The sequence below is a fragment of the Clostridium muellerianum genome, assembly GCF_012926525.1.
Lineage (GTDB): Bacteria > Bacillota > Clostridia > Clostridiales > Clostridiaceae > Clostridium_AM > Clostridium_AM muellerianum.
Window position 1 is genome coordinate 109,179 of the sequence record NZ_JABBNI010000025.1, and the last position, 16,193, is coordinate 125,371.

Consider the following 16,193-nt stretch of genomic DNA (forward strand, 5'->3'; position numbering starts at 1 on the left):
GCATCTAGTATCTTTTGAACAATTCTGCAATCTTTTCAGGTGAAAGAATATATGTTTCAGCACCAAGTTTTACAGCCTCTCCGGGCATACCATAAACTACAGAACTCTCTTTATCCTGAACCACAGTAAGCGCCCCTTTATCTTTTAATAATTTTAGTTCCTTAGCTCCATCTTTTCCCATACCTGTTAAAAGAATTCCCATAACTTCTTTTCCATAATAGTCAGCAGAAGATCTAAACAAATGAGACACTGAAGGCTTTAAACCATTTTCCTTTTCTTCATTACTTAAAAAAATTTTATTATTTGGCTTAATTTCCATATGAAATCCATCTGGTGCAAAATAAATATGCCCTGGTAATACCTTCTCTTCTTGTTTAGCTATATGTATAGGATATCTTGTGAATTTTGAAAGCCAATCTATAAGGCCATTTATAAAACCAGGCACTATATGTTGTACAACAAGTATAGGAACTTTAATATTTTCAGGTAATTTTGAAAATATCGTTTGAAGTACCGGCGGTCCTCCTGTAGACACACCTATAACTACTAATTTTATATTTGTAAAAGAATTTTTAAATTTACTAGAAACATTGGGTTTCATTTTATTGTAATTTGCCTTGCGTTTTACTACCTTTATTTCCGACATTAATTTAACTGTTTTAATAATATTTTCTGATATTTTTTCAAAATCATTACTTTCTATTTTTAAAGGCTTTTCTATTACCGAAACAGCTCCTGCTTCCATAGCCTCAAAAGTTTTATTCATATTTCCATTATCAGATAATCCACTTATTACTATAATAGGTACAGGATTTGTTTCCATTATCATCTTGATTGCCTCAAAACCACCCATTCCAGGCATGATTATATCCATAGTTACAATATCAGGTTTATTTTTATGCATAAATTTAATTGCACTTTCACCACTATTAGCTACACCTATTACTTTTATACCTTTATCAGAATTTAGTATATCAACTATCATTTGTTGAACAATAAGAGAATCATCTACTACAAGCACTTTAATCATTTTCTATCTCCTATTCTTACATAAAAATGCTTCATAAAATCAAATATCCTTATTATATTAATCTTTTTATTGTATCCAATAAACTACTTTGCCTAAAATCACTTTTTACAATATAAGCACTAGCTCCAACATCTATTCCTCTTTCCTTATCCTCCTTTGATTCCAATGAAGTTACTAATACAACTGGTACATCTGAAATCTTACTATCATCCCTAATCCTTTTGGTTAACTCAAACCCATCCATTACAGGCATTTCTATGTCTGTTACTACTAAATCAAACTTTTCATTTTCCATCAGCCTCCACCCCTGAAGACCATCTACTGCTGTTTTTACCTGATACCCATAGTTTTCCAAAATGTTTTTTAAAAGCGTCCTAGATGTAATTGAATCATCTACAACAATGATGGACTTCTTTTCTACTACTTTTTCTTCACTAACTGAGTTAACTTTAAAATAGTTATCTTTATGTTTAAAAGAAGATTTTATTAAATCCTGAACATTTAATATAGGAACTACCCTGCCAGAACCTAAAATGGTTGCTCCTGAAATATTTTTAACCCTTTTTAGTGGCTTATTAAACCTTTTTACAAGTACTTCCTGTTCTACTACTATTTCGTCAACTTTTAAAGCCATTCTTTGTTCCATAAAATTAATTATTAAAATTGATACAATATCACTAGAACTTTTTTCTATATTACTATCTGATATTTCTAATATATCCTTAAGATCAAAAATAGGAATAATATATCCTTGCCATACTACCACAGCTCTATTTTCTATTAATTCAATTTCATCATTTTTGATTCTAATAACTTTTTCAACTTTACCTGTGGGTACTACAAATTCCTGATTTGATACCTTCACAATTATTCCTCTATTTGTAGAAATAGTTATTGGAAGTATTATATTAAAAGCAGTTCCCTTATCGGCTTCAGTTTCTATACTTATAGTACCATCAAGGTTTTGTATTTTTTCATGTACAATAGCAAGTCCCAATCCCCTGCCTGATATATCTGTAATTATATCACTTGTAGAAATTCCTGATTTAAAGATCAATGTTTTTACACTTTCATCATCAATATTTTTAATTTCTGATTGTGTCAATATATGATTTTTAGCAGCTTTTTCTTTAACTTTATTAATATTAATTCCTGAACCATCATCTGAAATTTGAATTTTCACTTTATCCCCGCTTATTTGTGTGATAATTAACTTTATAGTTCCTTTAGGACTTTTCCCTAACTTTTTTCTTTCTTCTGGCTTTTCTATACCATGATCTACACAATTTCTAATTATATGCATAAATGGGTCCTTAATTTCCTCTAAAATACGCCTGTCAATTTCTACTTTTGTTCCTTCACTTATAAATTCTATTTTTTTATTCATTTTTTTAGATAAATCTCTTACCATTTTAGGAAACATCTCAAGGATATAAGAAAATGGCAACAACATTATATCTTTTATATCTTCCATAAATTTATTCATCATAGTTTCTACAGTACTTTCATCATTTTCAGATGACTTTATTAAGCTATTTATGCTATTCTCTATCATTTTTATATAATTATAATCTTTTTCTTTTTTCCACAAATCTAATAATTCCTTTATAGCTTTAGCTTCCTTTACAGTTTCATTAGCAGAAAGCTTTATATAAAGCATTTCTTCTCCTTGAATTAGTAAAGAATCTAACTTATCTTTAGAAACTCTAATCACATTAGGCAACTTGTCTATAGAAACTTTTACAGATTCTTGCTTTTTATTATATTCTTGTCTTAAATCCACATCTGTTTTTGACTTAACAAGCGGCTGCAATTTTTTTATCTCTAGAGTTTTTTTTGCTACTACATTATTTACCTCAATTAATTTCTGTTTTGAATTGTTTACCAATGCTACATTCTCTATTTTTCTAATTATCTTAGAAATATCTCTAATATCATTTGGAAAAGAAATTATTTCTTCCATAATATCAACTGATTCATTAACTACATCAAACATTTCTTCATTTAAAACCAGCTTTTCTTTTTTTATGTCAGAAAATATATTTTCAACTCTATGACAGATAGTTTCAATTTCCTCAATATTTACTGCTCTTGCTGCTCCTTTTAAACTATGAAATTCCCTATGTATAGTTTCAACAACTGATTTTTTTTCATCACCTTGGGATTTTTCCAATTCTAGCAGAGATAATGAAATATTTTTTAAATGATCATGAGCCTCTATTTTAAATGTAGAAATAAGTTTTTTTAAAAATTCATCATCATTTGTATTCATCTTCATCCTCTCTTTCCTCAAACATTATACTGTTTAATTAGTTCTTTAAGTCTTTCTCCCATTTCCTGAAGATTGTTAGTTGCCTCTTCCAACTGTTTCATGCTATCCACATTTTGAATACTTGCTTCATTTATTCCCTCCATTGCTATAGCAACTTGATCCATTCCAATTAACTGCTGTTGACTTGAAGCTTCTATCTGCATGGCTGATTGAGCAGAAATGGTTATATTATTCATTAGCTTTTCTATAGCATTTCCTGCTTCAGATGCCTTATTCATTCCTATTTCCACAAGTTTTATTCCTTTTTCTGTAGTCATTACAGCTGTATTGGTAGCCTTTTGAATATCCTTTAATATATTTCTTACATGTCTGATTCCTTGTTTTGATTGATCTGCTAAATTTCTAATTTCCTGTGCTACTATGGAAAAACCTTTCCCTTGTTCACCTGCTTTAGCTGCTTCTATTGAAGCATTTACTGCTAGAATGTTGGACTGCTCTGAAATGTTTTCCACACTCTCTATGATATCGCTAATATTCTGACTTTGTTCGCTCAAAGCTAATATACTTTCTGCAATTTTTTGCATTTGATTATTTATCTCGTTCATTCCATCTATAGTTTCTTCTGTTGCTTTCACACCTGCTCCTGATATTTCTACAGATTGTTTTGCAGTATTCGAAACATTTTTTGTCTTTTCACTAGATATATGTACAGTTTGTTTTACTTCTTCTACTGTTGCTGTAGTTTCACTAACTGAAGAAGATGTTTGAGCCGCTCCTGAAGTCACTTGAGTAAGTGAAACTGTAATTTCACTTACAGAAGCTGCTATAACATTCACCACATTAGTAATTTCTTTTGTCTGCTTTCTAAGCTGTCCAAGCATATTAGAAAATGAGTTTATTAAAATTCCTATTTCATCTGAACGTTTTTCTTCAGGTATTTTAACTGTTAAATCTCCTTCTGAAATCCTACGTGCAGCCTTTGACATTTTTATCATTGGGGCTGCAATACTTGATGCTATAGTAAAAGAAATAACTATTATAGCTAAAGGTGCAACTATTAAAACAATAAGCATTAAATTTTGCAACTTATTTATTGGACTAAATGCTTCATTTTCATCTATTTTAACTGATATTCCCCATCTCAATCCATCAATATTTAAAGGAGTATAAGCAATAATGCATTTATTGTTATCATAGTCAAAGTATGTATCAATGTTGGTTTTACCAGCTAGTACATCTTCTGCAGCTTTAGTTTTTATTTCCTTTAAAAGTATGGTAGATTTTGCTGCTTTTATTTTTTCATCTGTTTCGTTATTTAAAAATCGCGTGTTATTTCTAAGCTTGTAGTCACTTCCAATTAAAAGTATTTCTCCAGTTTTCCCAAGATTCATATCTTTCCAATTGTTATCGTTAGATATAACTTCATCTATTCTTTCTGTTCCTAACTTAAAAATAAGGACTCCAACTTTTTCATCTCCATTGAATATAGGTGCTGCTATACATGCAATAGGTTTATTGCTGGAAGGTGCATAAAATTCATAGTCAGTAATCGTTGTAAAATTTTTGTCATTACTATTTTTACAACTTTGAAATGCTCTGCCTACATTGGTATTTTTGTATGAACTTGTTAAAAGGTTAGCCCCATAATCCTGCTCTTTTAAAGTTGAATACAAAACACTTCCTGTCTTAGAATCTACTAATAGTATGTCTCCTTTTTCCATTGTATTTATAAAGTTGGTAAACGTAGGGTTGTATTTATTGTATACGTTATTATAATCAGCGCTATTAATAGGAGTCTGAATGAGCTTTGTCATAGCTTCTACAACTGCTGGTTCTTGCGCCATATATGAAATTCTACTTTTACCAGACTTAAAATAATCTTCTATATCATGTTTCTTTTCATTTCTCAAAACAGTAAGTTCATCAATAGCTTGCTGCTTAAGGTATTTTTTTGAATTATTGTAGCCAAGTGCTGCTATAATAGCTGATGGTACCATTGCTATTATTAAAAAATATATGATAAGTTTTGTCCTCAACCCATTAAGTAAATTGATTTTTTTCATACTTTTATTTTTCCCCCTTGTAAATATCATTGAAAAATTTCTTCGTCTATAATAATTTTTTTATCTAATATTATATTTTTAATATTTAAAATAATACTTTTTTCTCTTGTTATACCTCTAAAGTAGTGTTTTTTTGTATTTTCTATAGGTAAAATATCTTTTTGTATTTCTAACATAGAAATTTTAGTACATCCTAAAATAGAATCTGCTGCTATTCCAAATTCAATATCATTGAACTTTACAACTATTATATTTTTAACATCTTTACAATCTATTGATTTCGAAGTGAATTGTAGAAAATTTCTAATGTCTATTACAGATATTATTTTTCCTCTAAAATTCATTATTCCTATAATAAAAATAGGAGTACATGGAAGTTTCGTAATGCTTTTGAAAAAACATACTTCTTCTACATATAAAACCTCAATGGCATACTTTTCTTTATTTTTGTCATTATGTAATAAAAATCCAACTACTTCTATACTGTTATTTTCATTATTAATATTACATTTCTCCATATAGTTCTCCTTTAAACTTTATATTTTCAATTACTTGTTTAAGCATTCCTGCTGTAGTTTTTTCTGAATGTGGAACTATATCTTCTTCATTAAAATTTTCAAGTAATATAAGAGATATTTGAAAATTTTTAAAAGCTTCTTTAAATTTTTGCTGTTTTAAGTTTAAATTTCCTAAATTGAAATACGCCATAATAAAATTGGAATCTAAATAAATAGTTTTTTTTAATGATATTATGGCTTCAGTAATATTGCCTTTTTCTTCTTGAATTGTTGCAAGCAAATAATAATTTTCAGGATTTATTTTATCTTGACAAATAATTTTTTTACAACACTCAAGTGCTTCTTGAAGTTTTCCTTCATTAGCTAGAAGCTGACACAAATCTTTAAGCTGCTTAACAGTAGTCTTTACTTCTTTTTTATATGAATTTATAGGTGTACCAACCTTTTCGGAAAATGATACTAAATTATTTTTTAATATGTTATAATTATTAATTTCACTGTTCAGTAAAAAATTTTCTAATGCATTTTTTTTGCAAGTAATCTCTTCCCATTTTTTCACTTCAGTATTTTTACTATATAAAAATGCACCATCAATGTTCACAGCATTAAAAGATGTATCATTGACATACATATTTTCAGCAGGAGCTACAATTAACCATCCTCCACTTGAAAGTGATTTATAAAAACGCCCAATTATTTCTTGTGCTCTATGTTTATTGAAATATATTAGAACATTTCTACAAAATATAATATCCACACCATTGATAAATTCATTATCTAAATAATAAGTACTATTTACTAAATTTAAATTATGAAATTTTACAAGTTTTAAAATTGAATCTTTAATTTTATATTCATTATTATTAATTTTATCAAAATACTTTTTTTTAAAACTTTCACTAGTTCCCCTAAAAGACCATTCACCATATATTCCATTCCTAGCCTTTTTTAAAAAATTGTCATTTATATCTGTAGCAATAATTTCAACATTCCAATTTTCATAATCAGAAATAGCTTCTTTAAGCATAATAGCTATTGAAAAAGCTTCTTCTCCTGTTGCACAACCTGCACTCCAAATTTTTAAAGTTTTGCTGGAATGCTTTCTTTCAACTACATTAGTTAATATTTTATCTCTAGCTATCTCAAATAGTTTTTTATCTCTAAAAAAGTAAGTTTCCCCGATAGTTATATTTGTTATTAAATATTCAAGTTCCTTTTGAGAAAGTCTATTTAAAATCATACTATTAATATACTCTTCAATTTCAATATTCTTTTGTTTGGCAATATTATATAATATTCTTAAAAGATTCTTAGTCATTTTTTTACTAAAATATATTCCGAACTTCTTTTCTATAAAATTATTTGCTTGTTCCAGTACACTATTTGAAATATCATCATTCATTTTTATCCCTCTAATTAAAACTTTATATAAACTATATTAAACTCCTATTTCTAAAATATCATTATATATTATACCTTATATTGTCCTTTATATAAATACTTCCATATAGTAATAAAATCACTTATTATTCTGTTTACATGCATAAAAGTAGAGCCACCTTTCTAGATGACTCTATCGCTATATGAAATTCCTTCTTTTAATTTCGCTGCACACGTTTATTTTTCTTATTTTCATACATTTTTTTATCTGCCTTTTCCATTAATTCATTAATATTTATTGGTTCTTCTGAATTAAAGTATGCAGTCCCTATACTCATAGATACATTAAAGCAATATTCATTATTTCTATTAAAGTCTTTTTGCTTTTCCATAATTTTATTTATAATCCTTTTGGCCTCATATTCATCTACATCCATAGCTAAAATTGCAAATTCATCTCCTCCTATTCTTGCTACAATATCGTTTTCACCAAAGGTCTCTTTTAAAATAGTTGAAGCCCCTATTATAGCATAATCTCCATAATTATGAGATAGCTTATCATTAATGTCCTTCATACCATCAATATCAATAAAAAATAATGTTACACTTTTCTTACTGCATTTTGCAATTTCAATTTTATTTTCAACTAAACTTAAAAATCCTCTTCTATTATATAACTGTGTAAGTTCATCTGTAAGAGATTGAATTTTAAATCGTTCGCGCAAACGTACTTCATCAGTAACATCTCTTATAGACAGAAGATAAGCTTGTTTACTTTCCCAATTTATTTCTGAAATACACATATTAGCAATAATTTTATTTCCATCCAAATAATTTATTGTAATTTCTTTATCACTATTTTCTATTTCGTCAAAATTTAAAATATCTATTATTAATTCTTTATAATTTTGTCCAAACAATTTTTTTGATGCAGGATTCAAATAAAGTATTTCTTTATCATAATTGATTACTACTAAAGCATCTTTACTACTTTCAAGAATTGCTCTATAATTTTTTTCTAGTTTCTTTATAGTTTTAAAAGCTTTTTTTAATTTGATATTTGTATCTTCTAATTCCTTAGCTCTTTGTATTGCATTTTCAAAAACATCTTCAACAACTAACATCTCTATGTTTTTATCCATTTTAAAGTTTAGCCCCCTCCATTCACAAATCCATCTTTTATATATTATAACTTATATTGGTAATGATATAAATACCTGTTTATTATATAGGAATAATTAAGGTACTTTAAATATGCAATTCGCCTTATTTTTATACAAAAAAATAAAGTTATCTTTTTCAGACAACCTTATATTTTAATTTAGGCATCTGAAAGAAAATAATAAGTCCAGATGCAAAGGATATTTTGCGTCAGGCAAGGAGGCAGGTTCAGCAGATAGTGAACTATCTAAGGGTTCTGCCAGCGACGCATGACGCAAAATAGACTAGTAGATGGACTTATTATTTTTTTGAAGATGCCTTACATTTAGAAAATCATTTTCCAAAAAACATTTTGATTCCAACTAGTATAGTAAATATAGCAAATCCCTTTTTTACAATGCTAATCGGAATAGCATTTGCCATTTGAGCTCCAAATTTAGCACCAATAAGCATTGCTATACAAATTGCTATACCTGCTGCTATATTAACATTACCCTTTTTGTAATATTCTAAAAATGCCAAAATTCCTACTGGAGGAAGCATAATTGCAAGGGAAGTTCCTTGCGCCTTTAATTGGGTAAAACCCGCAAAATACATTAAAGCTGGTATTATTACAATTCCGCCACCTATTCCAAATAATCCACTTAATACTCCCGCAACTAAACCAATTATAACAAAAGCTATTACATTCGTAATCATATTTTCTCCTTTCAATATCTAATGTATATTATTTCATCATCTATTAATTTTAATAATTATTTTTTAATGCTATTTATACTTACATGTTAGTTGAATTTAATTATTCAATTTTTCTAAGGATATATTAAATGATTTTTTCCACAAAATAATGTTTACTATAAGCATAATTCCAATATATACATACACTCCATAATGTACAAAAGTATATTTATAGTGTATGAAAGCTAAAAATCCAAGTATTATCATGAGAGGAATTGCCATTAATCCTTCACTACCTTGTGATACCCCAAATTCTTCTGAAAAAGGTAATGACTTTTTAGTAATTCTAAAACATAATACTGTAAATAACATTATATTTAAAAATACTAAAATTAAGTCTGGAAAGATTTTAACTCCAAATATAAACATAAATATTACAGATTCAATAAGATAAACAGGCAAAAGCAGTCTTACAATGAAAGCTTTCAAAGTTCCTTTAAATATATTACATACATTTTTGTTAGGTATAATTTTATAAATCCAAGCACCTTTATACTTTCCTGAATATTTTATCATCATAACTGCTGTAGGAAGTAATAGTGCACAAAAATATATATTTAAGTACATTTTACTTGAAGCTATTTCAGCCCATCCTTTACCTTTTAAATCATTGAGCATAAATATAAATGGAAATATCAAAGAAAACCCCAAGGAAGGATAAACCTTAAGTTTAAATTCTCTTTCATTTTTCATCATATCAGAAGCAAACCTAAAAAATGTTCTTTCTTCTTTATTAAAACAAACTATTTTTGATACTAGGTTTAAAAGCTTTTTATTTTCCCCTTTAACTTTTCCACTATTATCATTCAACTTTTGTAAATTCCTTTCAAAAGCAGGTATTAATTTTATATATATAATTATTGAAAGAACAGGTACAACTATTGCAAGTACTGAAAATACTATAAAATGAATATTATAATTTCTGTGTAGCACCATTTCGAAAGGTGCTCCAAACCACATTGGAATTATAAAATACTGCCACCATTTTGGAGTAAACACCATACTTAAATTTACAAAACTAAATAATCTGCCTATTAATTGATATCCTATAGCTATGGATATAGATAAAATTATTTGAATGTAATTTATTATATCTTTTAGTTTTTCCCCATCAAAAAATTTTAATATTAATAAATATAATAAAGCAGTAAGTACTACTATAAATAAATCCATAAGAATTATTTCAAATAGAAATATTATAAAAAATAGAATGCCTTGACTTACTAAAGATGCTATTAAAGCAGGTCCGCAAATTGCTATTGTTATAAAAAACATATAAACTAATACATGTATAGTTTTTGCCATACTTAAAGTTTTACTATTTATTGGTTTTGATCCTATAATGTTTCTATCCCTAATATCTAAAAGTACAGAAGAAAAATCAGAAATTAAAGAAGTCATAATCATAAACATCAATATTCCAAAAACAAAACTCATTTGAAATATAAAGTTCTTACCGAAACACGTTATTGGCACCATAATTATTCCAATTAATCCATAAACCCATAAGGATTTTATAAAATTATTTTCATCCTTATTTTCTTTTTTCTTTTTAGAAGATCCACTTATAGCTGTAGGAACCCTTCGCCCATCCATGATAAACTTTAATTGTAATATTTTTCTCATTAAGTAGTAGTCTACTCCAATTTTTTCAAAAAAATCTTTAAACTTATCTAAAAATTTTAATACTTTAAAATCCTTCATACTTCTACCTCTCTTGAACTATAGATACAAATTTCTTAGCTATTTCTTTATGTTCATTGAATCCTGTAAGCTGGTTAAATATTTCTTCTAAAGAACCTTCTTTACATTTATACTTTAATTCATCGAAACTTCCATCAGCAACTATTTGTCCACCATTAAGTAATACTATTCGGCTGCTTATCTTTTCAACTACATCCATTATATGAGATGAATAAAATATAGTTTTATTTTGTGATGCTAACTCTGCTAATATTTCCTTAACCACCATAACACTGTTGGCATCCAATCCACTTAAAGGTTCATCTAAAAATAATATATCCGGATTATGAAGTAAACTTGATATTATTAATACCTTCTGACGCATTCCTTTAGAATAAGATGACATTCTAGAATCATACATTTCTTCTAGTGAAAATTCTCTCATAAGTCTTCTGCCCTTTTCCTCCACTTCTTCATAATCTAAACCATATAATTCTCCTATAAAGGTTAAGTATTCTCTTGCAGTAAGATTATCATATATTTCTGCAACTTCAGGAACGTAACCTATTTTTCTTTTATATTCAACATTTCCATCTGAAATATCTTTTCCTAAAACTTCTATCTGACCAGTATATCCTTCTAAAAGCCCCAACATTATTTTTACTGTAGTGCTTTTTCCTGCTCCATTTGGACCTATGTATCCTATAATTTGTCCTTTATACACATCTAAATTTATTCCTTTTAATACTTCTTTTTCTCCATAATTCATTTTTAAATTTCTTATAGATATTGCAATTTCTTTCATAAAAGCATACCAGCCTTTCTTTAAATCTCAAATAACTTTACTATTAAATCTAATATGAGATGAATTAATTATTAACATTATTCTCCACTTTTTCTGTTGTAGAAAATTATACCTTCAAAATAGTTTATTTACAACAAATATTTATTTTCACTCTTACACAAAAATAAATAATATTATAAAAACAAAAGCTATGAAACTAAGGCCTTACGCCTACATTTCATAGCTTTGAAAATTTATCTGATCGTCACCATTGCTAATCCCCCAACCTTTTTTGTATGAAACTCCTTCTCCTATTGTCGAAGGAGTAAGTGATTCGCACAAAATCATAGATTTTAGCTCTCTACTTAACTTGGGGATAGCTACTTTACATGCCTGGATAAGTTCTTCTAAGACTCAGATGGGTAAAATGCCTAAATGGCATTTTACGAGCTTTGCTCAGGAACTAAATGCCTAAATGGCATTTTATGAGCTTGCTCAGGTAAAAGGCATTTCTCGCAGGCAAACTCCACCTGAGTCTAAGAATCACTTGACACTATATAAATTCTTTTGCCAATGCTTCAAAAGCAGGTAATGAATTTTCTATAGTCTTAAGACTTACACAATATGAAATTCTAAAATATCCTGGACAATAGAATCCTGAACCTGGAACTAAAAGTAAATTATACTTTAATGCTCTATTTTTAAATTCTATATCATCTTCTATAAAAGCTTTTGGGAATAAGTAAAAAGCACCCTGAGGCTTAATACAAGAATAACCCATTTTTATAAGACTATTATAAAGTAAATCTCTTCTTTCCTTATAAATGTTAATATCTACCGACGTATCTACCGATTCTGCAATTACTTTTTGGAAAAGTGCAGGAGCATTTACAAAGCCTAAAACACGATTACAATAAACAATTGCATCAATTAATAAGTCTACATCCTTAATATAGGGACTAACTGCAATATAACCAATTCTCTCTCCTGGCAGTGACAAAGATTTACTAAAAGAATCTACCATTATTGAGTTCTCAAATATTTTTAGTGCACTTGGAAGTTTAATATTATCATAAACAACTTTTCTATATGGTTCATCTGAGATAACAAATATAGTAGTGTTAAATTCTTTTTCTTTTTTCTTTAACACTTCAGCCATATTTTTAAGAATACTTTCGCTGTACACAACTCCTGTAGGATTATTAGGTGTATTTACAATAACTGCCTTAGTTTTTGGAGTTATACTAGCTTCCAAAGCATTAATATCTGGTTCAAAGGTATCTTTATTGCTTTTTACTATAACACCTTTACCACCATTATTATCAATATAGCTAAGATATTCCACAAAGAAAGGTGCAAATACAATAACTTCTTCTCCTGGATTAAGTATAGCTTTTAAAGCTACATTTAATGCAGCCCCTGCTCCACAGGTCATAACAATATTTTTCATAGTTAATGGAACATTGGTTTCTTTTGAAATCTGAATTGCTACCTTTTCTCTTACATCTGGATACCCAGCATTTGGCATGTACCCATGCATTTTAGGTTTGTCTTCCAAAACCAACCTTTTTAATGTATCTTTTGTAACTTCAGGAGGTTCTGGATCTGGATTACCTATTGAAAAATCAAAAACTTTATCTGCCCCATAGATTTTACGAAGTTTTTCACCTTCCTCAAACATTGCCCTTATCCAGGAGGACTTTGTTAAATTATCAACTATTTTTTCAGAAAACATTAAATAGCCACCCCTTTATCTATTTAGTTTTAAGTACATTTTAGCTACAGCAAATCTTATTGGAATATAACTATAGAATCTACTTTTTAGCTAAAATTTATAATACCAATTATCATTTTACCATATATTCATTTAACTGTTTAGATGTTAATACTCAACTTTGCAGTTTAAGCATAATGCGAAGCAAAGTGCAGTGAAAGTTTTGATTAGAATAACTAACTTAAAATATATAGATAAAAATAATTATTATAAAAGTTATGCTTTTAAGATAATAGGAACAATAGTATATATGTAGACTGAAGTAAGAAGAAACGTTAAGCTGTATGAAGACTGATATATGTTGTGCAGGAACATTCGAACAAATTTTAGAAGTTGTTAAGCAGAGAGCCAAAATCTATGATTTTGTGCGAATCGCTTACTCCTCTGACAAAAGGAAGAGGAGTTTCATCGCTCTAAAAATACCGTAATTTTTGCCAGGACGGCAAAAGCTCTGAAAGCGACAGGACGTCGCATTTGAAGAGGTAGGTATTTTTCAATATCTCAAGCAATTAGAACTTCTTAATAAAGTGAGTGTTCCTACACAACATATATCAGCCGGAATACAGCTTAACGTTTCTTCGGTTACTGTGTCACGCTATGCTTATTATATTAATTTAAACTTTATTTAGCAGCATCAGGTTTAATATCCTCAAATATATACTTATGCATTTGATTTTTAGTAGCATCCAAATCAAATATCAAGTACCAAACACCAGCAATCATTTTTCCATTACAGTAACTATCCAAAGGAAACCTCTGCTGATCTATATCTTTAATCCCTAATGTATACATAGATGTTATCATCTTTAATATTTCAGTATTTGACATACTTGTTTCTGTATAAGGTAAAAGCTCTGAAACTATTTTGGGGATACCTATAGGTGGTGTCTTTTTAATTTTACTTAATACATCAATTAGTACAGTCCTCTGTCTTTGAGTTCTTTCAAAATCTCCGCCATCAGTATTTCTTATTCTTGTATAAGCTAATGCTTCTCTGCCATTGACTTTTTGCAATCCACTACTTGTAACAATAGATATAGGTTCATTTTCAAAATTTTCCCCTATATCTTCAGTCATGTATTTTAATTCTTCTGGAGTTATATTTATATCCACTCCGCCAACACTATCAATTATTTTTTCAAATCCAAAAAAGTCCACAGTGACATAATCTTTTATGTTTAAATCAAAATTCTTATTTAGAGTTTTAATAGCAAGGGTTGCTCCACCATGAGCATATGCATGATTAACTTTAGTCATTCCATAACCATCAATATTAACATAAGAATCTCTCATAATAGAAGATATCTTTATCTTTTTATGTTTTTTATCAAGAGTTAAAACCATAAGTGCATCAGAACGTGATGCTTCATCTTTATGTCTCCTATCAATTCCAAAAAGGGCTATATTTATAATTCCACTATCCTTTTTAACTACATTATTGCTTATATTTAATTCTGAATTAGTTTTTGTTATTTTTACTTTTTTTACTTTGTTTAATTGATTATTAAAACATAAGCTAATCATTCCAACTGCCACAACTAAAATAGTTATAGTAACTAGTACAATTTTACCAGTATTTTTCATAAAATGACCTACTCTCCATATTATATAATTTTACAATTTATTTATTATATGATTTTTAAAATTAAAAATAACATAGTTAGGCATCTGAAAGAAAATAATTATCATAGTTCAGTTTAAAACATGCCAATTACTAAAAAATATATGTCACGTTTAAATAATAAAATGAATAAATAATATAATAAATGAATAATTTATATGAGGGGGTATCAATATGAAAATATATACAATTCTAATATATGTAGTGGCAATTACAGCCTTAATATTCTTTATATTCTATTTCATATCACTCTACCAAAAGTCCAATGCTATTCCCTTTAGATCAATAAAACAGTCTAATACTATTTCAATTAGACCAGATATGTCACAAAAAGAAATAAATAAAATTTTAGCTACTAATAAAAAAGTTAAATTCCTAAATGGGATCTATAATATAGACGCTGAAATAGGTTTAAAACCTTCATCAAACCAAGTAATTGTATTTGATAGTAAAGCCGAAATAAGATCTATTCCTAATGATAAGGAAGACTATGAAATTATTAAACTAAATAATATTAAAAATACAACAATTAGCGGAGGTAAGATTATTGGCGAAAGATATTCACACAAAGGCACTACTGGAGAATGGGGTATGGGAATATCTCTTAATGATTGTAGCAATATTAAAATCAAGGATATGATAATAAGAGACTGTTGGGGAGATGGAATATATTTAGGAGCTTCAGAATGTGGTTATAATAAAAATATTGAAATTACAAATTGTACAATTGATAATAACAGAAGACAAGGTATAAGTGTAATTTCAGCTGTAAATCTAACTATTGATAGTACAAAGATAATGAATATAAATGGAACAGCGCCATCAGCTGGAATAGACTTTGAACCAAACTACTCAACTCAAAAATTAAAGAAAAATGTAGTAAAGAATTTATACACTTATAATACTGAAGGTGCTGGTATATTAATAGCAACTGAAAACGTACCTTATGTAGATATAACAATTATAAACCATAAACATGATGGTGGAGAAAGAGCTCAATATGGTCTATGTGTTAACTTTGCTGATATAAAACAAAAAGGAAGTATAACCGATATAAATCCTGTATATATAAATACCAATGATAATCCAGTACAATTTAATAATGAAAACTCTAACGCTGCCCCAGTATATATTAAAAATCTTTCAACCACTGAAAAAGTTAAATAAAA

At 28.1% G+C, this 16,193-nt stretch carries 12 protein-coding genes; 1 reads left to right on the forward strand and 11 read right to left on the reverse strand.

Annotation, left to right across the window (positions count from 1 at the left end; genetic code table 11):
• Positions 1-4 precede the first annotated feature (4 nt).
• The 11 genes from cheB to HBE96_RS13570 all read right to left on the reverse strand — a co-directional run bounded on the left by cheB (position 5) and on the right by HBE96_RS13570 (position 14,987).
• Positions 5-1,030, reverse strand: a complete 1,026-nt coding sequence (gene cheB, locus HBE96_RS13520) for a chemotaxis-specific protein-glutamate methyltransferase CheB (protein WP_169298263.1) — start codon at positions 1,028-1,030, stop codon at positions 5-7.
• Positions 1,031-1,082: 52 nt separating this feature from the next.
• On the reverse strand, positions 1,083-3,302 hold the full coding sequence (locus HBE96_RS13525; RefSeq protein ID WP_169298264.1) for a hybrid sensor histidine kinase/response regulator: 2,220 nt from the start codon (positions 3,300-3,302) through the stop codon (positions 1,083-1,085).
• Positions 3,303-3,319: 17 nt separating this feature from the next.
• The gene (locus HBE96_RS13530) at positions 3,320-5,365 is read right to left on the reverse strand and encodes a methyl-accepting chemotaxis protein (RefSeq protein WP_169298265.1); all 2,046 of its coding nucleotides are present in this window, start codon (positions 5,363-5,365) and stop codon (positions 3,320-3,322) included.
• Between the two features lie 26 nt (positions 5,366-5,391).
• Positions 5,392-5,883, reverse strand: a complete 492-nt coding sequence (locus HBE96_RS13535; RefSeq protein WP_169298266.1) for a chemotaxis protein CheW — start codon at positions 5,881-5,883, stop codon at positions 5,392-5,394.
• Entirely contained in the window at positions 5,870-7,285 is a 1,416-nt protein-coding gene (locus HBE96_RS13540) for a CheR family methyltransferase (protein ID WP_169298267.1), read from the reverse strand. Before HBE96_RS13540 ends, HBE96_RS13535 begins: the two co-directional genes overlap by 14 nt.
• Positions 7,286-7,481: 196 nt before the next feature.
• Positions 7,482-8,405, reverse strand: a complete 924-nt coding sequence (locus HBE96_RS13545; RefSeq protein ID WP_169298268.1) for a sensor domain-containing diguanylate cyclase — start codon at positions 8,403-8,405, stop codon at positions 7,482-7,484.
• Between the two features lie 352 nt (positions 8,406-8,757).
• Positions 8,758-9,123, reverse strand: a complete 366-nt coding sequence (locus HBE96_RS13550; protein ID WP_206154932.1) for a TSUP family transporter — start codon at positions 9,121-9,123, stop codon at positions 8,758-8,760.
• A 96-nt stretch (positions 9,124-9,219) separates the two neighbouring features.
• Complete coding sequence (locus HBE96_RS13555) at positions 9,220-10,866, reverse strand: hypothetical protein (RefSeq protein WP_169298269.1); 1,647 nt, start codon at positions 10,864-10,866, stop codon at positions 9,220-9,222.
• A gap of 4 nt (positions 10,867-10,870) precedes the next feature.
• Positions 10,871-11,650: an ABC transporter ATP-binding protein gene (locus tag HBE96_RS13560; RefSeq protein WP_169298270.1), complete on the reverse strand. Its 780-nt coding sequence runs from the start codon at positions 11,648-11,650 to the stop codon at positions 10,871-10,873.
• Positions 11,651-12,182: 532 nt separating this feature from the next.
• Complete coding sequence (locus HBE96_RS13565; RefSeq protein WP_169298271.1) at positions 12,183-13,364, reverse strand: pyridoxal phosphate-dependent aminotransferase; 1,182 nt, start codon at positions 13,362-13,364, stop codon at positions 12,183-12,185.
• Between the two features lie 660 nt (positions 13,365-14,024).
• A complete protein-coding gene (locus HBE96_RS13570) occupies positions 14,025-14,987 on the reverse strand; it encodes an LCP family protein (protein WP_169298272.1) in 963 nt (320 codons plus the stop codon).
• A gap of 211 nt (positions 14,988-15,198) precedes the next feature.
• Here HBE96_RS13570 and HBE96_RS13575 point away from each other — a divergent pair, with 211 nt between their 5' ends.
• Positions 15,199-16,191, forward strand: coding sequence for a right-handed parallel beta-helix repeat-containing protein (locus tag HBE96_RS13575; RefSeq protein WP_169298273.1), 993 nt, complete (start codon positions 15,199-15,201; stop codon positions 16,189-16,191).
• The last annotated feature ends 2 nt before the right edge of the window (positions 16,192-16,193 follow it).